We start from the raw sequence: 20838 nt of genomic DNA, 5'->3' as shown, positions 1-20838 counted from the left end.
TGTCCGTAGTGACAACTTTGAAAGGGGATTAAAATGCGGAAGCTTGCCGTAACTCTGGCACTTGCGACGACCGCGCTCAGCACGCCCGCACTTGCACGCGATGATGCATGGTACGTGGGTGTCGAGGGCGGCGCCATGCTGGTCGAAGACATCGATTGGGACGTTGGTGCTGCAATCGACAGCACGACCGTCGACCACCGCGCCGGCTATGACGTCGGTGGCACCGTGGGTTATGACCTCGGCGTGTTCCGCCTCGAAGCCGAAGTCGGCTATCGCTCGGCGGGCGTGACCGGTCTGCGCTCGACCACCACCATTCCGTTCGTCAATGCAGCCGGCGGCACGTCGTTCGCACCGGGCGGCACCTATGACGGTGCCGGCGGTCGTACCTCGGCGCTGAGCTTCATGGTCAACGGCCTGTGGGACTTCGGCGACGACGATGGCGTCCAGGGCTTTGTCGGCCCCGGTCTCGGCGTCGCGCGCGTCAAGACCCGCCTTGCCCTGAACGGCAATGGCAATGGCATCGACGATTCGGACACGGTCGTCGCCTGGCAGGCGATCGCGGGTGTCCGCGCGCCGATCAACGACAACATCGACGTGTCGCTGAAGTATCGCTTCTTCAACGCACCGGGTGTCGAGCTGGTCGATATCGGTGGCCGCAACTGGTACGGCCGTTTCCGCTCGCACAGCATCATGGGCGGCCTGACCTTCAACTTCGGCGCGCCTGAGGAAGTTGCACCGGTCGTTGAGACCCCCGCGCCGCCGCCGCCGCCGCCGGTCGCTGAGCAGCCTGCTCCGCCGCCGCCGGTCCAGTGCACCCCCGGACCGTACATCGTGTTCTTCGACTGGGATAAGTCGGACATCACGCCGGAGGCTTCGAGCATTCTCGACAACGCCATCAGCAACTACCAGAACTGCGGTAACTCGCAGGTCATGCTGGCGGGCCACGCCGACCGTTCGGGTTCGGCGAGCTACAATGTCGGTCTCTCGCAGCGTCGTGCCGATGCGGTTAAGGCCTATCTCTCGGGCCGCGGCATCTCCGACGGTGTCATCTCGACCGAAGCGTTCGGTGAAAGCCGTCCGCGCGTCGAGACTGCCGACGGCGTCCGCGAGCTCCAGAACCGCCGCGTGGAAATCATGTACGGCCCGGGCTCGGGTCAGTAAGCCACGCAGGTTCTTCGGGACTGCAAGGAACAAGGGGAGGTCGGGAAACCGGCCTCCCTTTTTCTTTGTGCGGCCCAGGCCCCGAGCGGCCGCTTCGTTTCTGTGCCGCCTTGTTGTATAGCGTGCTCGAAGGAGCGCTGATGGCCGCCTGGTCTGCCGAGATTGCCAACGAATTCATCCGCCGCGCCGCGGCCGAAGGGCGCGCGCTCACCCAGATGCAGCTCCAGAAGCTCGTCTATATCGCGCATGGCTGGAACCTCGCGATCAACGGCGACAAGCTCACCCGCGACGACCCGCAGGCCTGGGACTATGGCCCGGTCTATCGCGACTTGTGGAATGCGCTGCGCAGCTATGGCCGTGCGCCGGTGACCCGCGAGATCCGCAACGGCGAGTATCTTCCCGAGATCGTCGACGACGAGACCGCCGCCCTGCCTGCGCGTGCGCGACTGGACGCGGACGAAGCCGCGATCATCGACCGGGTCTATCAGAGCTATGGCCGCTTCCATGCCTTCAAGCTCTCCGCGCTGACGCACGAGCCCGATACGCCGTGGACCGACGTCTACGCCGAAGGCGATGGCCGCTTCCAGACCATCGCGCCCGACATGATCCGCCGGTATTTCCTTGACCTTGCCGCCCGCCAGGCCGCCTGAGCCGACGCTCGACGCGATCGATGCCGGGACCGCGTTGGTCGAGGCGAAGACGCGCCCCGACCTCAACGACCTGCGCGAGAGCGAGGAACTCGAGGCGGTCCGGCTGCGCAACCGGCTGGCGCGCTCGCAGATCAAGAACGTCAAGGCCGACCGGCGGATGCGCAAGACCTATGCGGGGCGCATCCTGCTGTATCTCGAACTCTATTCCAGCGCGGTCGGCATCATGGTGCTCGGCTCGGGCTTCCACGTGGCGGGATTCGCGCTGCCGGTCGAGATCCTCGCGACGCTCGTCGGCAGCACCGCGGTCGCGGCGATCGGGCTGGTCGGCTTCATCGCGCGCGGCCTGTTCCGCACGCCGCCACCGGATCCTGGGCAGCTTCCCTGAGCAACGCTAAGACGCAAAAAGTTCTCGGGCGCTTTCGCCCCCAGTTGCAGTCGTTCGACGCTGGCACAGCGGATTCCAGAAGCGACAGACAGCAACCTGCCAAGGGGTATTTCCGGGTCTGAAAAGGGTTGTTGCCGATGCTAACGGCAAACAGGATATGTCGCGCATGATAGCGCGCTCGATCCTTGCAGGCTTCCTGATAGCACCGTGCGCATGTGCCGTACCGACAGAGCGAGCGCTTCCGCCTTGTTGGGTGAATAAGTCCTACAAGGATGGCGATCGGGTTTCCGGCAGGGTGACCCTTCTCATAAGTGACGAGGCAGATTGGGTATCGGACGGTCCTTCGATAAGCGTGTCTCCCCTGACGTGCGAGAACGGGTCATTTCGCGTATTGAACCCGCCATCCAATCTGATGAAGCTCCGAAAGGCATTTCATGAGAAGCGCCCAGTGTTCGGTAGCGTCTATGACGCAGATATACGCGGAACGGTTCGGCTGATCCGGCCTGCGAGCCACATCAAGTCCGAAGATGACAGCCCCTTCTCACTCGAAATTTCAGAAGCGCGCAATCTGGTGAGCATCCCGCAGCCTCGCTGGTGGAACTCCCCGGCCGGCGCGTCGGTGCCTGCAACTGACCGTTAGTCGATTGATGCCGTTGAAGCGTCTGTCAGCTTCCCACCCAACGTCGGCCCTTCAGCGCTCGCGCCGGTAGCGGTAGGTCCTGCGGACACGGCCTAGCCGGCGGGCGCCTCTGCAACCAGCGCCGGGACGAGCCAGGCGGGCGGGGGGGCGTCGCCGAGCGCTTCGACGCGGCGCAATTCCACCATCACGCCGAGCTCGGGATAGACCGCGCGGGTGCGGTCTCCCGCCTCGCCGAGCGGGGCGACCACTAGGCGCCGGTTGACCTTGGCGCGATAGTGCATGCGCGCGGTGTTTTCCTGGCCGACATAACAGCCCTTGGTGAAGCTGACTCCGTTCAGCTCGGCGGCATTGGCCTCGAGCCAGAGCGTCTTGTCCTGGCCGAGCTCGGTTGCGCCCTCGGTCACGCCCAGGGCAAGGCGATGTGCCTGCCATCCTTGGGCAGGCGCGCCGCCGGGGGGTCCGAGCCAGCGGCGCCCGAGTTCGGCCAGGCGGGGGTCGGGGACGCCTTGCGCACCGTCGAGCGCCCAGTGCACGCCGCCCTCGACCGGCTCGATCGTTATCGCGCGGCGCAGGCGATAGAGCGTCAGGCGGCGGGCGAGGGCGTCGCGTTGCTCCGCCTCGCAATCGATCAGGATCGCCTCGCCATCGGCCCAGAGCAGGAAATCGAACAGCGCCTTGCCCTGCGGCGTGAGCAGGCCCGCCCATTGCGGCGCACCGGGCGTGACCAGCGCCATGTCCTGCGTAACCAGCCCCTGGAGGAAGCCGCGGACGTCCTCACCGCTGAGGCGCAGCAGCGCGCGGTCGGTCAGCCATGTTGCGGGACTGGTTTCGCTCATGGGGAACAGGTAGGAGCCGAGGACGCACGACGAAAGAGGGCGCCATGATGAACGTCGATCTCAAGCTCAAAGGCGGACGCGTACATCTGCCCGGCGGACCGGCCAAAGTGGATGTGGGGGTCAGCGGCGGCCGCATCGTCGCGATCGGTCAGGTCGGCGACGCGGGCGAGACGGTCGACTGCACCGGGCTCGACGTGCTGCCCGGGGTGATCGACAGCCAGGTCCATTTCCGCGAGCCGGGGCTCGAATATAAGGAAGACCTGGAAAGCGGCAGCCGCGCGGCAGTGCTGGGCGGGGTGACCGCGGTGTTCGAGATGCCGAACACCAAGCCGAATACCGATAGTGCCGAGGCAGTGAACGACAAGCTCGCGCGGGCGAAGGATCGTATGTGGTGCGATCACGCCTTCTATGTCGGCGCTACCAACCACAATGCCGCGGCGCTCGCCGAGCTCGAGCGGATGCCCGGGACGGCGGGGGTCAAGATCTTCATGGGCGCGTCGACTGGCGACCTGCTCGTCTCCGACGACGCCAATCTCGCGCGGGTGCTCGCGTCGGGCAAGCGCCGCGTCGCGATCCATGCCGAGGACGAAGAGCGGATGAATGCGCGGCTCGACGAGCGCGTGGCGGGCGACCCGGCGTCGCATCCGTTATGGCGCGACGACGAGAGCGCGCTGCTGGCGACGCGGCGAATCCTGAGGCTGGCGCGCGCGGCGAAGCGGCGGATCCATGTGCTGCACGTCACTACCCCCGCCGAGCTCGAACTGCTCGGCCAGCACAAGGACATCGCGACCTGCGAAGTCACCCCGCAGCACCTGACGCTGGCGGGCGAGGATGCCTATCCGCGGCTCGGCACCTGGGCGCAGATGAACCCGCCGATCCGCTCGGGCGCGCATCGCGACGGGCTGTGGCATTGGCTGCGCCAGGGCGTTCCCGATGTGATCGGTTCGGATCACGCGCCGCACACGATCGAGGAAAAGGCCAAGGAATATCCGGCGAGCCCGAGCGGCATGCCCGGCGTGCAGACGCTGCTGCCGCTGATGCTCAACCATGTCGCCGAGGGGCGGCTGACCCTGCAGCGGCTGATCGATATGACCAGCGCCGGCCCGCAGCGGATCTTCGGGATCGCCGGCAAGGGGCGGATCGCCGTGGGCTATGATGCCGACTTCACCGTAGTCGACTTGCATGCGCGCTGGACGATCGAGGAAGCATGGCTGGCCTCGCGTTGCGGCTGGTCGCCGTTCACCGGCATGATGCTCACCGGCAAGCCGGTGGGCACGATCATTCGCGGCAACCGCGTGATGTGGGAGGGCGCGCTCGCCAATGCGGCGATCGGAGCGCCGGTGCGCTTCGAGGCAGTCGAATTCGGCTGATCGCAGCGATGCATCCATGAAGGGCCAGCGCTCGTTCATCCGGTCTGTGGTGTCGGCGAGACGGCATGACCTTTGTGCGATCGACACGGATGGAGCGCGGCCGGGCCGCGTTGGGCGCGGCGGCGTTGACGGCGCTGCTCGGCTATGCGCTCGCGGTGGGCCTGGCGCTCGGCAATGGCGCATCGCCCGAGGCGGCGCTCCAGCTGTTCGAGGTTGGCCCGGAGCCGCCTCCACCACCGCGCGAGAAGCTGGCGCCGCACCGCATCCATAGCAGCCGGCCCGAAGGCGCGGCCTCACCGCCCAATCTGCGATCGGAGCCTACCGAGATCGTCGCGCCGGTGCCCGTAATGCCGGTCGCGGTGCCGCCGCCGGTGGTGGCGGCGCCGATCGCCGGGGTCGGAAGCGATCCGTCGGCGGGGAGCGCCGAGGTGGCGGGGCCGGGGACGGGGAGCGGCGGCGAGGGCGACGGGCGCGGTAGCGGTGGCTCGGGCGACGGCGATGGCGATGGCGGCGACGAGACTCCCCCGCGCCGAATTCGCGGCGACATGCGCGACGCCGATTATCCGCGCGGCGCCGCCGAGGCGGGGATCGGCGGAACGGTGAGCGTGCGCTATTATGTCGAGACCGACGGCCATGTCAGCGACTGCGACGTGACGCGCTCCAGCGGCAACGCCGAGCTCGACGCGGCGACTTGCAGCTTCATCGTGCGGCGCTTCCGCTTCCAGCCCGCGCGCGACGGCCGCGGCAGGCCGGTGCCCGCCGCGATCGTCGAGAACCATAGCTGGGAAATCCAGCAGGAGCCTGCCGAGGCACCGCCACGGCGACGACGGTTTGGCTGGTAGGGCGACGGTATCAGCGCGTCATCTATGCGAAATGGAGGCCGATCTCGATCACGCGCGGCGAATAGCGCCTGGATGGTTTGCGGTCATACGTCAGCGTGCCGTTCAAGCCACCAAACATGCGCCGCAGTGCCGCCAGCGATCGCGCCGAGAATGCAGATCCAGTAGCCGTCGGTCGCGGCACCGAGAAGTAAAGTCGCGGCCGGGATTAGTGCACCCAACAAGGAGCCGGCGATGTCGTAAATCGCTGCCTTCTCCAGTCCGGCATGCTCAAGCATGAACGTGAAGGGGATGCCGATGACCAGACTGGCGGTGAACACAAAAACGAAACATACGGCCAGAGGAGATAGCGCGAGGCATAAGGAGGCCATGATGGCGCGTTCACCGGGCACCACGGGGTCAACGATGTTGATGATACCCAACGGCAAGGTGACGATCATGGCAGGGATAGATCCAGCCAAAGTGCCCGCCGCCACCGCCTTCGCAAATGCTCTCATGCACGGCTTGTTGGCGCAGCGGTTGGAACGAGGCAATGCCCGCTAGCAGAGCGATCGCCGACTCGCGGCTTCGTGACTCTTCAACCTAGAGCGAAGCCGATCGCGGCGCCGAGCTGGATGAAGGCGATCAGCATCAGCCAGGTCGAGAAGGGCTGCTTGCGCGTCTTGTGGTGGAAGAGGCGGCGCGCGGCGAAGGCGCCGGGGGTGCCGCCGATACAGGCGAGGAAGAGCAGGTCGGCTTCGGGGATCCGACGCTTGCCGGCGATCGCGCGCTGCTTGTCGTCATGGAAGCGCAGCATCGTCCAGAGATTGACGAGCAGTAGCGCGGGGATCGCATAGGCGAGCATCGCCGCAACATAACCCCTGTGAGGTTAGGGAAGTCCTGCGCCGTAATCAGCGCCGTTTGCGGCTGGGAAACTCGAGCACCTCGGCCGCGGGGCGTGTCGCTGCCACGGCATGCGCGACGCAGCGGAGAAGCTGGTCCTGGCGGAACGGCTTGGCGAGCTTGGGCAGATCCACCGCCGCGCCCTCGGGGAGTTCGGCATAGCCCGACACCAGCACCACCGGCAGCCCGGGCCAGCCCGCCTGTGCCGCCTCGGCAAGCTGCGCACCGGTCATCTCGGGCATTGCGAAATCGGTGACGAGCACGTCGACGCGGTTTTCGCTGAGCAATTGCAGCGCCGCCTTGCCGGAGGTCGCCTGGAGCACGCGGTGCCCGCCATCCTCGAGCATCGCCGCGGTGTTGGTGAGCACCAGCGCATCGTCGTCGACCGCGAGCACCACGAGCTGCGTGCCGAAGCTCGGTTGCTCACTGTCGCCCGTCTCAGCGGGGGCCGCGTTCACCGTTCCGTCCGATACCGGCAGCCAGATCTCGGCGGTGGTGCCCTCGCCAGCCTCGCTTCGCAGGGTCAGCTTGCCGCCGCATTGTTCGGCGAAGCCGTGGACCATCGACAGGCCGAGCCCGGTGCCCTTGCCGATGCCCTTGGTCGTGTAGAAGGGCTCCATCGCGCGGGCGAGCGTCTCGGCGTCCATGCCCTGGCCATTGTCGGTCACCGACAGGCAGACATAGGCTCCTGGCTTCATCCCCGCACCCAGGCCGACCTCCTCCTCGCGTGCGGCGATCACGATGCGCCCGCCATCGGGCATCGCGTCACGCGCATTTACCGCGAGATTGAGCAGCCCGAGCTCGAGCTGCGCGGGATCGGCATGAACGCGCTGGATCACCAGGGGGAATTGGGTGTCGATCCGCACCCCGCCGCCGATCGTGCGCTGGAGCAATTCGGCCATGCCGCGCACCAAAGCGGTGGGGTCGACCGTCTCGAGCTTGAGTTCCTGCTTGCGGGCGAAAGCGAGCATGCGCTGGGTGAGCGTCGCGCCGCGCTCGGCGGCTTTCATCGCATTGTCGATGAATCGCGAAACGTCGGCGCCCTCGGCGAGCTTGCGGCGCGCGAGATCGAGGCTGCCGACGATCGCGGCAAGCAGATTGTTGAAATCATGCGCGACGCCGCCGGTGAGCTTGCCGATCGCCTCCATCTTCTGCGCCTGGTGGAACGCCTCCTGCGCCTGTTCGAGCGCGAGCTGCGACTGGCGCCGCTCGGTCAGGTCGCGGGTGATCTTGGCGAAGCCGATCAGTTCGCCCGAGGGCGCGCGCACCGGATCGATGACGACGCTGGCCCAGAAGTGGGTGCCGTCCTTGCGCACGCGCCAGCCTTCGGCCTCGAAGCGGCCCTGGGTCCGCGCCTGTTCGAGCGCCTTGACCGGAATCCCCGCGGCGCGATCCTCGTCGGTATAGAAATTGGAGAAGTGGCGGCCGATGATCTCATCGGCGCGATAGCCCTTGAAGCGCTCGGCGCCGGCGTTCCAGCTCGCGACCTTGCCGTCGGTATCGAGCATGTAGATCGCGTAATCGGTGACGCTCTGGACGAGCAGGCGGAAGCGTTCCTCGCTGCTGCGCAATGCCTCTTCATTGGCCCGGCGCTCGGTCAGGTCGCGGGTGACCTTGGCAAAGCCGATCAGATTGCCCGCGGGGTCGCGGACCGGATCGATGACGACATTGGCCCAGAAGTGGGTGCCGTCCTTGCGCACCCGCCAGCCCTCGGCCTCGAACCGGCCGACATGTTCTGCGGTGTGCAGCGCGCGGGCGGGGATGCCGGCGGCGCGGTCTTCATCGGTATAGAAGCGCGAGAAATGCTGGCCGACGATCTCGGCTTCGGCATAGCCCTTGAAGCGCTGTGCCCCGGCGTTCCAGCTGACCACCACCCCGGTCGGATCGAGCAGATAGATCGCATAGTCGGTGACGCTCTGGACGAGCAATTCGAAGCGATTGATGGCCGGTTCGGCGCCGGAATCGGAAGCAGCGATGGTGGTCATGAAGTCCCCGCGGGTCCGGCATACGGCCCGGCTCCCGGCGCAAAACGCAACCGTTGAGACTTCGTTCCCAAATATTTGAGTTCAGGCGGTTCTGTGCCTCAGAACGGCAGCCAGCGCTGCTTTTCGCTGAACTTCATGTAGCCGGCGTTGACGCCGAGCCGCCAGCCGACGCCGAGCCGCACCGGGATCAGCACCACGTCGCCGCGGCGCATATAGCTCGCCGAGAAGCCACCGACGAAATAAACGCGGCCCTCGCCCGCCGGGAAGCGCTTGTAGAGCTCCTGGCTGTCGTAGAGATTGTAGACGAGGACGAACACCTTGTTGGCGTCGCCGCCGACGTCGAAGCCGATCGACGGGCCGGTCCAATAGACCTTCCGCTGGCCCTCGACCTTGTGGAACATCTCGCCCGAGCCATAGCGCAGCCCGACGCCGAGCGCGCCCCCGGCCTCGCGCCCGGCGATATAGGCATTGGGCTCGCCCTGATCCTTGAGGATGTTCTCGATGATCCCGGCGAGCCCCGAGGCGCCCTTGCCGAACACGCCTTCCGCCGCGCCGATCAGATCGTCGTGCTGATAGGTATTGGCCTGGCTGCGGGCGTCCATGGCGCCGCGGGTATCGGCGGGCGGCGGGGTCTGGACGGGTTGCGGATCGACCGGGACTTCGCGCGGCACTTCCTGATAGGCGCCCTGATCGATCGGCTGCGGATCGTTCTGCGGCGGGGGCGTCTGCAGGTCCGAATCGATCGCGCTGTTGGGATCGATCGTCGTGATCTGGGCGGAGGCGGGAATTGCGCCGAGCCCGAGCGCGGCCGTCGCCGCCCACAGCATCCAGGTCCGCACGCGCATTCGATCGTTACCCCCGCAAAGTCCAGCTTGGCACGCTAGCCCGCGGCGGATGACGCTGCAATGAACGGGCGACGACGGGAATCGATTTCGCGCCGAGGCGGTTATGCCCGTTGATCGCGCAAAACTCCGTCGCTATAGGCCTCGCTTCGAGCCTCTTGCGGAGACGTGGGTGAGTGGCTGAAACCAACGCTTTGCTAAAGCGTCATACGGGAAACCGTATCGAGGGTTCGAATCCCTCCGTCTCCGCCATCGGCACCATTTTCGGCTCTCGCCAAAAACTCCGAAATACGCTATAAACCCGCAGAAATCAGCGGTTTTTCGTGCCGTTAGATCTCAAGCTATCCGACGATGTCCCAAAAAAGTGTGGGGTAAAGTGTGAGGTAATTCGGCTCACGAAGAGCGTGAGAGGGGTTGGAAGAACGGCAAGCTCAGGCGCAGTGGACCGCGACCTTGAGGACCTACGCGTCCCCCAAGATGGGTGATCTGCTGGTTAGCGAGATTGAGGCCGTTGATCCGCGACGCTTACCAAGCCGGAGACGGCTCGCCGCGTCCGTCAACGCATCGGCACCGGTCTGGACTGGGCTTACGCGAAGGGCTTTCGTACGAGCGAGGCGCCGGTGGCGCTCGCTCTCCAAGGCCTGCCTCGACAGCCCAAAAGGATGGCCACTTCGCCGGATGTCCTATGCGGCCGTACCTTGCCGCGGAGAGCCCGTTCGCTCAACTCGCTTCACTCGCCCGCATGCTCTTGAACGGCACCAAACCACTTTGCCAAGAGCGGCGCCACTTTCGCGCTGTCCAATCGGGTACTTGCCCATGCCACGAAACCATCGGGTCGAAGCAGCAAGGTGGACAAACCTGTCTGGCTCTTCACGTCGGCAATAAGCGTTTGAACCTGGCCTTCGTAGCGGCGGCCAAGCGTCCGTAGCGAAGTGCTGCCCTCGCAATCGATCAGGAGCGCGCGCCCTTTGCGAAGGTGCTCGTTCAAGCGCGTGCCGTCGCTCAGTACGAGATCAGGAGCACTACGCCCGATCAAGGGGTGCTCCGCTCCCAGATTGTAAGACAAACTGACGCCCCAAATTCGCTCGGCGACATAGGTGGCGCCATCTCGCGTGGCGATCAGGTCGCGGACGATAGACCGGAGTGCTTTCGCGCTGCGTTGCGGCCGCATAATTGCAACCTGCGCACGCGACCAGTCGAGCACTTGCTCGGCGACCGGCCGACGCTCGTGCTCGTAACTATCGAGGAGGTCGGGGTCCGCGCCGCGCCGGATCATGGCGGCGAGCTTCCAGCCGAGATTCATCGCATCGCCGATTCCAAGATTGAGCCCCTGCCCGCCCAGAGGCGAGTGGATGTGTGCGGCGTCGCCGGCAAGCAGCACTCGCCCTTTTCTATAATCGGTCGCGAGAAAGGCACGATCTGTCCAGGTGGTAGCCAGGCCGAGCCGCTTTATCGCAACGTGACTGCCAGAGATTCGGTCGAGCACGGCCTGAACATGGTCGCGCGTGACCGCACCGGCACGGTGAAAGGCGCCGCCGTCGAACTCAATCATCCTGATCATACCGGCGTCGTAGATGTAAGTACCAAATTCCGTCTCGTGATATCCAGGTGCCAGCACCTCGGGGCGAGTGAGTTCAATCTCGCCAAAATAGCCGGTGAATTCGGGTTCGGTTCCGGCGAAGCCGAAACCAGCCGCCTTGCGAACTGCGCTGCGCGCGCCGTCGCACCCAACCAGCCAGCAGCCTGCGGCCGTCTTCCGACCGTCGTGAACGACCACCGCATGCTTTGTGGTTTCTATGTCCGTGACAGCGAACCCGCGCCGGATGACAACGCCAAGCGCTCCCGCGCGGTCGGCCAGAACGGCCTCGATGCTCGCCAGGTCCGCCGCGACAGGGCCGGAGAAATTCTGCGAGTGATAGGGCCACTTGGCCTGATCGATCTGGTCCTCGAAGATATCGATGCCGGCGAAGTGCCCCGCGCGCTTTCGTTTCTGGCTCGGCCTCGGGCCCGCAGTTGCGATCGCGTCCACGTCGATGGCCGCTCTGAGAGCCTCGAGCATGCCCCGTCGATCGAAAGCCTCGATGGTCGCCACGGAAAGTCCGCGCAATCCGAAAGGGGCGCGCTTCAGGGGGCTCTCCGGAGCGGGTGCCTTTTCGAGCACCTGCACGGAACAACCGGCGAGACGAAGTTCGCATGCGAGAAACAGACCGACGGGGCCGGCGCCGGCGATGAGCACGTCGTAAGGATCGGCACTGGGGAGGTTCATCATTTTGCTCCATTATCGATGTTCGACCGGAGCGTTTCTCGAAGCGGAGACCCACGCCGACGAACAACTGGACGCCGACAAGCGTCCGCAGTTCGTCGCGGGGATCTCGTGCACGAAGCCAAAGACCAGAGCTTCCGTTACCGGAAGGACTTGGGCTTACCAAACCAAGTCTGCCTTTTCCGACAAAGCCCGTTTAGCGGCGGGCGGGTCGAGGCGCAACGGGTGTGGATCGCTGCGATCCGGTCACGACGCGCAAAGGCGAGGCGCCGATGCCGGTTTCTTACCGTCATACATTTCTCCGCCAAAAGGAAAGATCGAAACGCGCATGGGGTCCCGGGCCGGTGCATGGTGCGCCCGACCACCAATGGCGACCGCCTCGCTATGCTCGAGTCGGTAGCCCCCGTCTGTCACGTCGCGCATAGCCCGCCACCCGCAAGTGATGCGCTTGGCGCGGCCTCTGCCATGGTCCGCCCTGTGGCGACAATTTGGCGCGGAAAGTCGCCTCCGCCGCGCGCTATTTATCCTCGATCACCTTCGGAGGACGCGTTCCATTGCCGAGCCCCTATTTACACCCCGCGATCATCGGAGTCCGCTGGCCGTTCGCCTGGCGACGCGATCAGCAGATTGGATGGCGGCGATCGACGCGCCGCTGCGTTGCCCGGCCGGCAAGGCCGGCAAACGGCCGCTATGCGTGAAAAAAATGTCGCAGGTTGAGGGGGCGCCTTCGGCAACATCCCCGTCCGGCACGACGCACTCCGGCGGAGCTTACGACAGACTGAAGCGCGTCGACGCGCCCTTGAAGGTTACAGGCGCAGCAAAATATACTGCGGATCATCAGCTCGGCGATCTGACGCACGCGGTGCTGGTCTGTAGCCCGATCGCGCGCGGCCGCGTCGTATCTATCGACGTGGAACCGGTTCTTCGCATGCCGGGCGTGCTCGGCATTGTCTCGCATTTGAATGCGGCGGAGCTGCGGGGCGTGCCGGCGCCTGCCTGGCCCATGCAACCCGAAGAGTTGCTCCGGCGTCCGGATCACGGTGCGGCATTATCAATGGCCGATACCACCATCCGTTACGCCGGCCAGGCCGTTGCTGCGGTGATTGCCGACAGTCTGCACCATGCCACCGATGCCGCGCACTCCCTCAGGATCAGCTATGTTGAGGAGGAGCCGATCGTCAGCCTCGGCGAGGGTGAGGATCAAGCGAAGAGTCCGCAGACCGGTCAGATCCCGGGCGGTGAGCCAGCTACATCATCGCGCGGAGACGCGGACGCCGCACTCGCGGACGCGGCGTTCAAAATTTGCGCGACCTACGTCTCACTCGCAGCCCATCATAACCCGATCGAGGCGCCCGCTACGACAGCCTTGTGGAACGACGGGAAACTTCTGGTCTACGATTCAAACCAAGGTCCGCACATCGTCGCGGCTGCGCTCGCGAGCGCGTTTCGCCTCGATACAAAGGATGTGCGCGTCGTCACCAAGTTTGTCGGAGGCGCATTTGGCTGCAAGCTCCAGCTATGGCCGCACGGCTACATAGCGGCCTTGGCCGCACGCCTCGTGAGGCGTCCGGTCAAGCTGGTCCTAACAAGGCCGCAGATGTTCACTTCCGTCGGGCACAGGCCAGCGCTGATCCAGCATCTGGCACTGGGCGCCGATCGCGAAGGCAAGCTAATGGCGATCAAGCACGAAGCCATTGTCAAAACAGGGCTGATCGACGAATATGTCGAAGGCTGTGTCGGGCGCACCCGTACGCGCTATGCCTGCCCGAACGTATCGGTTCGCACGCGGCTCGCGCACTTGAGCCTGCCGGTCGGAACATCGATGCGGGCACCAGGCAAGAGCACCGGCTCGCTTGCGCTAGAATGCGCAATGGACGAACTCGCCGCGGACTTGCGCCTTGATCCGATCGAGCTTCGTCTGCGCAACTTTGCCGAGATCGATCCGGATGCGGAAAAGCCGTGGTCGAGCTCGGCTTTGCGAGAATGCTATGCGGTCGGCGCGACCAGGTTTGGCTGGCGGGCCGGCGGGCAACGCCGCGGGGGCAAAGAGGGCCGGCTGTTGATCGGCCATGGCATGGCCACCGGCAGCTATCCTCGCTACGCCTCAATGGCGACGGCGCAAGTGACTCTCCACAAGTCCGGGCGCGCCACCGTCTCGACCGGAGTCTCGGAAATCGGGACCGGCAACACGACGGTGATGCCGCGGATCGTGGCTGAGGCGTTCGGCCTCCGTGTCGAGGATGTCGATCTTCAATTCGGCGACACTGAACTGCCCTTCGCGCCCCAGGCTGGCGGCTCGCGCATCGTCGCGAGCGTGGGGCGAGCCATTCTGCTGGCGTGCGACGATTTGAAGACCAAGGTCGCGGCAGTGGCAGGCGCGCAAAGCCCGCTGGCTGGCGATGCATGTCTCGAATTGATGAACCGATGCGGAATCGAGACTGCGGACGGCTTCGGCAAATGGTCTCCGGAAGGCCCGCTGCCGGTGAGCGTCGAGAGCAATGCGGCGCATTTCTGCGAAGTTGTCGTCGACCCGAATCACGAGACCATTCGCGTGCGCCGGTTCGTCAGTGCCGTCGACATCGGTCGCGTGCTCAGCCCGGTCACCGCTCGCTCCCAGATCATCGGTGCAGTGACGATGGGCCTTGGGCAAGCATTGTGGGAAGGGACGCACGTCGATGCGCGGTTCGGCCGATACATCAACACCGATCTTGCCGAGTATCTTGTGCCCGTAAGCGCCGATGTTCCTGAGATCGATGTCGCCTTTGTCGGAGTACCGGACCCCGACAGCGGCGTGCTGGGCGCGAAGAGCGCCGGTGAGATCGGCATCGTCGGCGCGGCGGCGGCCGTCGCGAACGCTGTGTACGATGCGACCGGCAGCCGGCCGCGCAGCTTTCCGATCCGTTTCGAAACACTCCGGCACGGAGGATCAGAACTGTGAAGCATTACATCGTTTTTCTGGAGTTCAGTGACACCTTTGAGGCGCGCAGGCCGGAATTTCGCAACGAGCACCTCACAAAGGCATGGGCGGCGGTGGAACGCGGCGAATTGATCCTGGCGGGCGCTCTGACCGACCCGGTGGATGAAGGGATCTTTCTGTTCAAGAGCGAGGGCCCCGCGCCCGCGCGAAAGTTCGTCGACGAGGATCCCTATGTGAACAACGGGCTGGTGCGGAATTGGCGCATCCGTGAATGGGCGACGACGGTGGGTGAACAGGCGTCTTCCATCGTGCGGCCAGAATGATGACCGAGCAAGTGTCGTCCGCGGGAGATACGCCGGGCCCGATCGATGTGTCTCTCATCGTCAACGGAGCGCAGCACAAGATCGCAGTCGACACGCGCGTGACGTTGCTGGATGCACTGCGCGACAGGCTCGGCCTCACCGGCAGCAAGAAAGGGTGCGACCAGGGGCAGTGCGGCGCGTGTACCGTGCTCGTCGAGGGGCGGCGGATCAATAGCTGCCTGTCGCTGGCCGTCATGCACGACGGGGATCAAATCGCTACGATCGAGGGCTTGGGCTCGCTCGAGCAGCTTCACCCGATGCAAGCCGCGTTCGTCGCGCACGACGGGCTTCAATGCGGCTATTGTACGCCTGGCCAGATCTGCTCTGCCGTGGGCATGCTCGATGAATTTGACCGCGGGCTGCCAAGTCACGTCAGCGCCAGCCTCGGTCGGCCGCTGCTTTCCGACGACGAAATCCGCGAGCGGATGAGCGGAAATATCTGCCGTTGCGGCGCCTATCCCAACATCGTTGCCGCAATCCGCGACGTGCTGGAGGCGCAGGCATGAGAGCTTTCACCTATGAGCGGGTATCGACGCCATTCGAAGCTGCCGACGCGTTTGCGCGCACCCCCGGTTCCCGTTTTCTCGCCGGCGGGACCAACTTGGTCGACCTCATGAAGCTTGGCATCGAAGCCCCTGCGCATCTCATCGACATCAACCGCATTGGTCTTGATCGCATCGAGACCTGTGGCGACGGGGGGCTGCGTATCGGGGCGCTCGTGCGGAACTCGGATGTCGCTATCGACGAGCGTGTTCGCCGCGATTATCCCGTTCTCGCACGCGCCCTGCTGTCCGGCGCATCCGGTCAGCTGCGAAACAAGGCATCGGTGGGCGGCAACTTGCTGCAGCGAACGCGATGCGCCTACTTCTATTCCGGCGATCTGCCTTGCAACAAGCGGCGGCCGGGCTCGGGCTGCTCGGCGATCGAGGGACTCTCGCGCTCGCTCGCCGTCATCGGCGGGAGCGACGCGTGCATCGCGACCCATCCCTCCGACATGGCGGTCGCCCTTCGGGTGCTGGACGCCGTAGTCGAAACCGTGCTGCCCGGCGGTGCCACTCGATCGATACCGGTGGCAGACCTGCACGTGCTGCCCGGAACGACGCCGCACATCGAGACGGTTCTCGCAGCCGGCGAACTTATCACCGCGGTCATTCTGCCTGCTCCGATCGGGGGAAAACAGCATTATCTCAAGCTCCGCGACCGCACCTCCTACGCCTTTGCCAATGTGTCGATCGCACTTGTCGCGCATTTCAATGGTCAGGAGCTGAGTGTGGCGCGCGTGGCCTTCGGTGGCCTGGCGCCAAGGCCGTGGCGGGTTGAAGCAGCGGAAGAAGGGCCTCTTGCCGTCGAACCAGCCCGCCGGATTGCCGAGGTGGCGCTGCGTGAGGCGAAGCCGACGGTACAGAATGAATATAAGCTTCCGCTCGCCGAGCGCGCACTGTCGGCACTCATCGACGACGCGCGCAATGCCGAGATCGACCGGCGCACGTTCGATCGCTGAGCCGACCAGGGACGGCGCAATGCCAGAAACTGGGTATCAGCTGCCAATAGCGTTCGCCGGTTTTCGAGCGTACCGACATTGGTGATGCCGATGGGGGTAGGTGCCTGCTTCACGCCCGACGCAAGGCCGAGCAATGGCGGTCCTACCTTCGAAGGACGGGACGGCGTCGCGTCTCTAGGACCGAACCGACAACACCGGCGTGCGCTCGCATCTGCTCCATCCAACATCCCATATGTGGGCAAGCTGTCGGTAAGCATCCGTGTCACTGGCGGGGGGGTTAAGCGGCAGCGGCCGGATGGGTTCGCCCTGAGCGGCGATCACGTCGCCGCCTGGGTATAGACTGGGCGGGGATCAGATCGGCTCAGACCTTGGCAATAGGCACCGGATCGTCAACTCGATAGGCTTCAGGGTTCGACATCGACGGCTCGGGAGGCTGCTGCAGCCCGCGCAAGGCGGCCACTCCAACCGCGGGCGCTGATCCGGGATGGAGCGGCGACCGCTTGCGTCGCCTTTCCTGATCCTCAGCGACGACTTCAGCAAGGATCGAGATCGCCAGAGTCATCGGGTCACGCGCAGAGCGTATCACTCCCACCGGACTTCGCACCCGGGCGACGTCGGCCGGTTCGACGCCCCGGTCGGAAAGTCGCTGCAATCGCGCCCGCCGCGCAAGATCGCCGCCGATGCTGCCAATGTAGAACGCTTCCGTCGCTAACGCCCAAAGAAGGATCTCCTCCTCCCATTCATGGTCGTGGAAGAGGAGAATGATCGCAGTGCAGGCGTCGGCTGTGCAACCGGACGGTGGCTGCCCCAGTGCCAGCCCCGGCCCACCGGCGACCCGCATATCGGTTTCGATCCCGGCGGCATTTGCGAGTCGGACGAGCGCGCGGAGCTCCGGACCGCTTCCAAACGCGAGGATGCGCAGCGCCGGCTCGAAGGTGCGCATGCTGGAGCCGAAGGCTTCCGTGACGGGTAGCGTCAGTGCCGCAGGTCGACGCGCGTCCAGTGCCTTGCAGACCTGTTCGATCTCCGCCCGGTTCGGGAAGGGATCAACAAGGACGTCGATCCCGGCGCCACACGGCAGTCGAAAATCGATCCACGGCGATCCCGCGCCGTAACGCAGCACGACCGGCCCGCCCGCCGAGCGGGCTGCTGCGGCCTGCAAGGCAAGTTCGCGCTCGAGGCACCCGTCGCTGAGACTTCCGGCGAATTGATCATCCTGCGTGATTGCGAGCTGAGCCCCGGGCGCACGCGAAAAGCTGCCATCTACGCGCATGATTGTGCACAATGCGCCGGGCGTGGTGCGCAGCAGGCGAAGGGCCGCCTGTTCAGCGGTATTCGGCACAGTCGCTGTCATTCTGCAGAATGCGCAAGTTCAGTCGGTTGGGGCGCCGCAACGCAGCCGCAATCGTCGACGCCGACGTGCGCGCCACCGCCACGCGGCGGATCGAGAGCCCGAGACGTGATAAGGCGAGCCCGTAACTATTCGTACGCATAGTCGCGCGACGCCTTCCCTGCCTGCTTGTCGCGACGCAGCAGTACATGGAACTGCCCTCCTGTCCGCCTCCAAAACGTCGCGCCTGCGCGGAGACAAATTCACGCGCCACTGACGGTGCATCCTGGCGCTCTGTCACTATGTCAGAAAGCCTCCACGCTACCCGAGCAAAATGGGTCTGGTTACCTTCTATCGCCAAGCGAGGTGCGCGTCGGCCGCTTGACTACATCTGTAATCGTCGACTACGATTGTAGTCATAGGTGAAAGATGAAGGATATATACAATGTACTATTACGATGGACGGTTGGTCCGAGACAATGCCAAGCTTTTTCGGCGCGGTACTCCGACGCACAGGTGAATAACGCGCGAATTATTCGAAGCACTGATCTGAGGGGCACGTTAGTATGTCAACTAGGATCACGCCAGACGATACGATTATACGTTAATATTCGAAAATATGTTGATAGGCACGCTTCATTGAATCTGATTTTATTGCAGGCTATCAGCATAAATAGGCATTTCATATGGTCGTTCTTTGCGTTGGCAATGCTGTCAGGTGGATCTTTGACCGAAGCATCGGAAGTCGACGATCCTCGCATCGTGGTCAGAACGTCTGACCTGGATCTAACGACAAAGGGCGGCCAAGCACATCTGGACAGACGAATACACGCAGCCGTAGAAATCTTATGTCCGCCGCACAGTGCTCTTGAACAATTAAGTCCGGCTTCCGAGTGCAGGCGACGCGCCTATCGAAAAGCTGCGATCCAGCGGAAGCAAGCCGTTGCCGAGGCGGTCAAGGCCCGCAAGGCTTCCGAGGCTGAATCGGAACGGACCAGCCGCTGACCGGACAAGATCCGCAAGGCTGAGACCGAGCTGGCAAAAGCGACCCGTCCGCTGCGCCCAGCTCGATACACCCGAATGGATGGCTCGTGCTCCGACACTTCGCCATCAGCCATGCAGTGAAGGAACGGAACCGATGAAGGCCATGATACTCGACGCGCCGGGCGGACTCGACCGGATCCGGCTGACGCAGCTCGAGGATGCGCGCGCGCCCGGCAGGGGCGAGATCCGCATCCGCGTTGCAGCAAGTACGCTCAACTTTCACGACTACCACGTGGCCACAGGCGCTTCCCCAAGTGCAGACGGGCGCGTGCTGCTGCTCGACGGAGCAGGAACGGTCGACTCGGTGGGCCAGGATGTAACCGACTTTGCGCCTGGCGATGCAGTGGTGAGCACCGCTTTCCCGCAATGGCGTTCCGGTCCCCCAAAGGTCGACGACTTCTCGCAAACGCCTGGCGACGGCGTCGATGGTCTCGCTTGCGAATTGTTCACAGCCTCGGCGGCGGGGTTCACCCGCGCTCCCTGCGGGTACAGCATGGCCGAAGCTGCGACTATCCCGACCGCGGGCGTCACCGCATGGCGCGCACTTGCAGTCAACGGCCCGCTGCGGCCCGGCGACACCGTTCTGGTCCAGGGTTCCGGCGGCGTCTCCATTTACGCGCTCCAGATCGCGAAGGCGCTGGGTGCGACGGTGATCGCCACCTCATCGTCGGATCGCAAGCTCGACCGGCTGCGAGAACTCGGCGCCGACCACCTGATAAACTACCGCGAGGAGCCCGAATGGGGGCGACTCGCTCGCGCATGGGCGGGCGCAAGGGGAGTCGACCATGTCCTCGACGTGGGCGGCCCTGCGACGCTCGCGCAGTCGATCGAGGCAGTGAAGATCGGCGGCCATGTCGCGATGATCGGCACCCTTGGCGGCTTCGACGCCATGCTCCCGGTGATTCCCGTGCTCGCCCGGCAGATCAGGATCCAGGGTTGTCTCAACGGCAGTTGGCAGGATCAGGCGGACTTCGTCGAATTCCTCGGCCAGCACCAGATCAGGCCCGTGATCGACCGTAGCTTCCCTCTGGAAGCACTTGCCGAGGCGTTCCGCTACGAAGAGTCCGGCGCGCACTTCGGCAAGATCGTGATTGAGATCCAGCCAAATCCCCTTCGCGCCTGATCTCAGCCCCAGGCTCATCAAAGGCGACACCGAGATGATGATAACGTACCGACCGGCCCGTGCGGAGGACGTCCCGACGATCACCGCACTCGTTGCCCGCTCCATCCGGGCGCTGCACTCGGAAAGCTACGGGGCCGATTTGATCGAAGAAGCGATCCGTCACGCTTATGGGGTCGACTGGCAGCTTGTGCGCGATCAGACCTACTTCGTGGCCGAGGCCGAGGGCCGTGTCGTCGGCGCCGGCGGATGGAGTTTTCGGCACACGCTGGCCGGAGCGCACGGACCGGATGATCTTGCCGCGCCGACGCTTGACCCGCTGATCGATGCTGCACGTATCCGCGCCTTCTATATCGATCCCGCATGCGCGCGCGCCGGAATTGGCCGCGCACTCTTGCAGAAGTGCGAAGCCGCCGCCGCGCAGGCGGGTTTTCATAGTGCCGAACTCACCGCAACGCTCCCGGCCGTGCCGTTCTACGCTTCCGCGGGGTACCATGAGATCGGCCCCTTTGATCTGCCACTTCCCAGCGGAGCAATTCTCTGCCTGAAGCTGATGCGAAAGGTCTGGCAATCCGGCACGGCGTAATGCCTCCCGACCGGCGGCGCGCGTGAAGGTGGTAATGTGTGACGGTGCCTCAAACGCCTCGGTCCGCACGGTGACGGTATCTCCCGAAGCAACGTCGGCGCCGCCGACGGATTGAGGATCGGACG

Annotated in this window: 20 protein-coding genes and 1 tRNA gene; 13 read left to right on the top strand and 8 right to left on the bottom strand. The window is 64.8% G+C overall.

Annotated features, from left to right (window positions below):
* Positions 1 to 33: 33 nt before the first annotated feature.
* The 3 genes from AC3WJI_RS13655 (at position 34) to AC3WJI_RS13645 (ending at position 2196) form a co-directional block, all read left to right on the top strand.
* Entirely contained in the window at positions 34 to 1161 is a 1128-nt protein-coding gene (locus tag AC3WJI_RS13655) for an OmpA family protein (RefSeq protein ID WP_492757821.1), read from the top strand.
* 140 nt (positions 1162 to 1301) lie between these two features.
* The gene (locus tag AC3WJI_RS13650; RefSeq protein ID WP_492757820.1) at positions 1302 to 1811 is read left to right on the top strand and encodes a Panacea domain-containing protein; all 510 of its coding nucleotides are present in this window, start codon (positions 1302 to 1304) and stop codon (positions 1809 to 1811) included.
* A complete protein-coding gene (locus AC3WJI_RS13645) occupies positions 1789 to 2196 on the top strand; it encodes a hypothetical protein (RefSeq protein ID WP_492757819.1) in 408 nt (135 codons plus the stop codon). The genes AC3WJI_RS13650 and AC3WJI_RS13645 overlap by 23 nt, the downstream gene beginning before the upstream one ends.
* Positions 2197 to 2928: 732 nt before the next feature.
* Here the strand turns inward: AC3WJI_RS13645 and ygfZ are convergent.
* Positions 2929 to 3672, bottom strand: a complete 744-nt coding sequence (ygfZ, locus tag AC3WJI_RS13640; RefSeq protein WP_492757818.1) for a CAF17-like 4Fe-4S cluster assembly/insertion protein YgfZ — start codon at positions 3670 to 3672, stop codon at positions 2929 to 2931.
* Between the two features lie 47 nt (positions 3673 to 3719).
* Between ygfZ and AC3WJI_RS13635 the strand changes: the two genes are divergently transcribed.
* On the top strand, positions 3720 to 5042 hold the full coding sequence (locus AC3WJI_RS13635; protein ID WP_492757831.1) for a dihydroorotase: 1323 nt from the start codon (positions 3720 to 3722) through the stop codon (positions 5040 to 5042).
* A 65-nt stretch (positions 5043 to 5107) separates the two neighbouring features.
* Positions 5108 to 5884: an energy transducer TonB gene (locus AC3WJI_RS13630; RefSeq protein ID WP_492757817.1), complete on the top strand. Its 777-nt coding sequence runs from the start codon at positions 5108 to 5110 to the stop codon at positions 5882 to 5884.
* 83 nt (positions 5885 to 5967) lie between these two features.
* Here the strand turns inward: AC3WJI_RS13630 and AC3WJI_RS13625 are convergent, their stop codons facing one another.
* From AC3WJI_RS13625 to AC3WJI_RS13610, 4 genes are all read right to left on the bottom strand, one after another.
* Positions 5968 to 6321, bottom strand: a complete 354-nt coding sequence (locus AC3WJI_RS13625; protein ID WP_492757816.1) for a hypothetical protein — start codon at positions 6319 to 6321, stop codon at positions 5968 to 5970.
* Between the two features lie 137 nt (positions 6322 to 6458).
* The gene (locus AC3WJI_RS13620; RefSeq protein ID WP_492757815.1) at positions 6459 to 6725 is read right to left on the bottom strand and encodes a DUF1294 domain-containing protein; all 267 of its coding nucleotides are present in this window, start codon (positions 6723 to 6725) and stop codon (positions 6459 to 6461) included.
* A gap of 46 nt (positions 6726 to 6771) precedes the next feature.
* Positions 6772 to 8748 carry a hybrid sensor histidine kinase/response regulator gene (locus AC3WJI_RS13615; RefSeq protein ID WP_492757814.1) on the bottom strand — a complete coding sequence of 659 codons (1977 nt, stop codon included), beginning with the start codon at positions 8746 to 8748 and terminating at the stop codon, positions 6772 to 6774.
* A 98-nt stretch (positions 8749 to 8846) separates the two neighbouring features.
* Positions 8847 to 9593, bottom strand: coding sequence for a DUF1134 domain-containing protein (locus tag AC3WJI_RS13610; RefSeq protein WP_492757813.1), 747 nt, complete (start codon positions 9591 to 9593; stop codon positions 8847 to 8849).
* Between the two features lie 159 nt (positions 9594 to 9752).
* On the opposite strand from AC3WJI_RS13610, the gene AC3WJI_RS13605 reads away from it, so the two are divergent.
* Positions 9753 to 9842: transfer RNA gene (locus tag AC3WJI_RS13605), tRNA-Ser, on the top strand.
* A gap of 478 nt (positions 9843 to 10320) precedes the next feature.
* On the opposite strand, the gene AC3WJI_RS13600 is transcribed toward AC3WJI_RS13605, so the two are convergent.
* Positions 10321 to 11859, bottom strand: a complete 1539-nt coding sequence (locus AC3WJI_RS13600) for an FAD-dependent monooxygenase (RefSeq protein ID WP_492757812.1) — start codon at positions 11857 to 11859, stop codon at positions 10321 to 10323.
* A gap of 625 nt (positions 11860 to 12484) precedes the next feature.
* Here AC3WJI_RS13600 and AC3WJI_RS13595 point away from each other — a divergent pair.
* The 4 genes from AC3WJI_RS13595 to AC3WJI_RS13580 are packed head-to-tail and all read left to right on the top strand — an operon-like array spanning position 12485 to position 16633.
* Positions 12485 to 14791 carry a xanthine dehydrogenase family protein molybdopterin-binding subunit gene (locus tag AC3WJI_RS13595; protein WP_492757811.1) on the top strand — a complete coding sequence of 769 codons (2307 nt, stop codon included), beginning with the start codon at positions 12485 to 12487 and terminating at the stop codon, positions 14789 to 14791.
* Positions 14788 to 15093, top strand: coding sequence for a YciI-like protein (locus AC3WJI_RS13590; RefSeq protein ID WP_492757810.1), 306 nt, complete (start codon positions 14788 to 14790; stop codon positions 15091 to 15093). The genes AC3WJI_RS13595 and AC3WJI_RS13590 overlap by 4 nt, the downstream gene beginning before the upstream one ends.
* On the top strand, positions 15090 to 15638 hold the full coding sequence (locus tag AC3WJI_RS13585; protein WP_492757809.1) for a 2Fe-2S iron-sulfur cluster-binding protein: 549 nt from the start codon (positions 15090 to 15092) through the stop codon (positions 15636 to 15638). The genes AC3WJI_RS13590 and AC3WJI_RS13585 overlap by 4 nt, the downstream gene beginning before the upstream one ends.
* Positions 15635 to 16633, top strand: coding sequence for an FAD binding domain-containing protein (locus tag AC3WJI_RS13580; protein WP_492757808.1), 999 nt, complete (start codon positions 15635 to 15637; stop codon positions 16631 to 16633). Before AC3WJI_RS13585 ends, AC3WJI_RS13580 begins: the two co-directional genes overlap by 4 nt.
* Positions 16634 to 16994: 361 nt before the next feature.
* Here the strand turns inward: AC3WJI_RS13580 and AC3WJI_RS13575 are convergent, their stop codons facing one another.
* Both AC3WJI_RS13575 and AC3WJI_RS13570 read right to left on the bottom strand, forming a co-directional pair.
* Positions 16995 to 17987 (bottom strand): XdhC family protein, encoded by a 993-nt coding sequence (locus tag AC3WJI_RS13575; RefSeq protein ID WP_492757807.1) that lies wholly within the window; start codon positions 17985 to 17987, stop codon positions 16995 to 16997.
* On the bottom strand, positions 17959 to 18126 hold the full coding sequence (locus AC3WJI_RS13570; protein ID WP_492757806.1) for a hypothetical protein: 168 nt from the start codon (positions 18124 to 18126) through the stop codon (positions 17959 to 17961). The genes AC3WJI_RS13575 and AC3WJI_RS13570 overlap by 29 nt, the downstream gene beginning before the upstream one ends.
* 266 nt (positions 18127 to 18392) lie before the next feature.
* Between AC3WJI_RS13570 and AC3WJI_RS13565 the strand changes: the two genes are divergently transcribed.
* The 3 genes from AC3WJI_RS13565 (at position 18393) to AC3WJI_RS13555 (ending at position 20713) form a co-directional block, all read left to right on the top strand.
* Positions 18393 to 18968, top strand: coding sequence for a UrcA family protein (locus AC3WJI_RS13565; RefSeq protein WP_492757805.1), 576 nt, complete (start codon positions 18393 to 18395; stop codon positions 18966 to 18968).
* Between the two features lie 142 nt (positions 18969 to 19110).
* The gene (locus tag AC3WJI_RS13560; RefSeq protein ID WP_492757804.1) at positions 19111 to 20130 is read left to right on the top strand and encodes a zinc-dependent alcohol dehydrogenase family protein; all 1020 of its coding nucleotides are present in this window, start codon (positions 19111 to 19113) and stop codon (positions 20128 to 20130) included.
* Positions 20131 to 20164: 34 nt separating this feature from the next.
* A complete protein-coding gene (locus AC3WJI_RS13555) occupies positions 20165 to 20713 on the top strand; it encodes a GNAT family N-acetyltransferase (RefSeq protein ID WP_492757803.1) in 549 nt (182 codons plus the stop codon).
* The last annotated feature ends 125 nt before the right edge of the window (positions 20714 to 20838 follow it).

Source organism: Sphingomonas sp. FW306-1B-B10E (assembly GCF_058782005.1).
Note: the sequence above shows the minus strand (reverse complement) of the source record. Positions and strands in the feature narration are given on the sequence as shown.

Bases quoted from the DNA above. Each gene is read 5' to 3' on its own strand.
- AC3WJI_RS13655 (WP_492757821.1), top strand. From the start codon at position 34: ATGCGGAAGCTTGCCGTAACTCTGGCACTTGCGACGACCGCGCTCAGC.
- AC3WJI_RS13650 (WP_492757820.1), top strand. From the start codon at position 1,302: ATGGCCGCCTGGTCTGCCGAGATTGCCAACGAATTCATCCGCCGCGCC.
- ygfZ (WP_492757818.1), bottom strand. From the start codon at position 3,672: ATGAGCGAAACCAGTCCCGCAACATGGCTGACCGACCGCGCGCTGCTG.
- AC3WJI_RS13635 (WP_492757831.1), top strand. From the start codon at position 3,720: ATGAACGTCGATCTCAAGCTCAAAGGCGGACGCGTACATCTGCCCGGC.
- AC3WJI_RS13630 (WP_492757817.1), top strand. From the start codon at position 5,108: ATGACCTTTGTGCGATCGACACGGATGGAGCGCGGCCGGGCCGCGTTG.
- AC3WJI_RS13625 (WP_492757816.1), bottom strand. From the start codon at position 6,321: ATGATCGTCACCTTGCCGTTGGGTATCATCAACATCGTTGACCCCGTG.
- AC3WJI_RS13620 (WP_492757815.1), bottom strand. From the start codon at position 6,725: ATGCTCGCCTATGCGATCCCCGCGCTACTGCTCGTCAATCTCTGGACG.
- AC3WJI_RS13615 (WP_492757814.1), bottom strand. From the start codon at position 8,748: ATGACCACCATCGCTGCTTCCGATTCCGGCGCCGAACCGGCCATCAAT.
- AC3WJI_RS13610 (WP_492757813.1), bottom strand. From the start codon at position 9,593: ATGCGCGTGCGGACCTGGATGCTGTGGGCGGCGACGGCCGCGCTCGGG.
- AC3WJI_RS13600 (WP_492757812.1), bottom strand. From the start codon at position 11,859: ATGATGAACCTCCCCAGTGCCGATCCTTACGACGTGCTCATCGCCGGC.
- AC3WJI_RS13595 (WP_492757811.1), top strand. From the start codon at position 12,485: ATGGCGGCGATCGACGCGCCGCTGCGTTGCCCGGCCGGCAAGGCCGGC.
- AC3WJI_RS13585 (WP_492757809.1), top strand. From the start codon at position 15,090: ATGATGACCGAGCAAGTGTCGTCCGCGGGAGATACGCCGGGCCCGATC.
- AC3WJI_RS13580 (WP_492757808.1), top strand. From the start codon at position 15,635: ATGAGAGCTTTCACCTATGAGCGGGTATCGACGCCATTCGAAGCTGCC.
- AC3WJI_RS13575 (WP_492757807.1), bottom strand. From the start codon at position 17,987: ATGACAGCGACTGTGCCGAATACCGCTGAACAGGCGGCCCTTCGCCTG.
- AC3WJI_RS13570 (WP_492757806.1), bottom strand. From the start codon at position 18,126: ATGCGTACGAATAGTTACGGGCTCGCCTTATCACGTCTCGGGCTCTCG.
- AC3WJI_RS13565 (WP_492757805.1), top strand. From the start codon at position 18,393: ATGAAGGATATATACAATGTACTATTACGATGGACGGTTGGTCCGAGA.
- AC3WJI_RS13560 (WP_492757804.1), top strand. From the start codon at position 19,111: ATGATACTCGACGCGCCGGGCGGACTCGACCGGATCCGGCTGACGCAG.
- AC3WJI_RS13555 (WP_492757803.1), top strand. From the start codon at position 20,165: ATGATGATAACGTACCGACCGGCCCGTGCGGAGGACGTCCCGACGATC.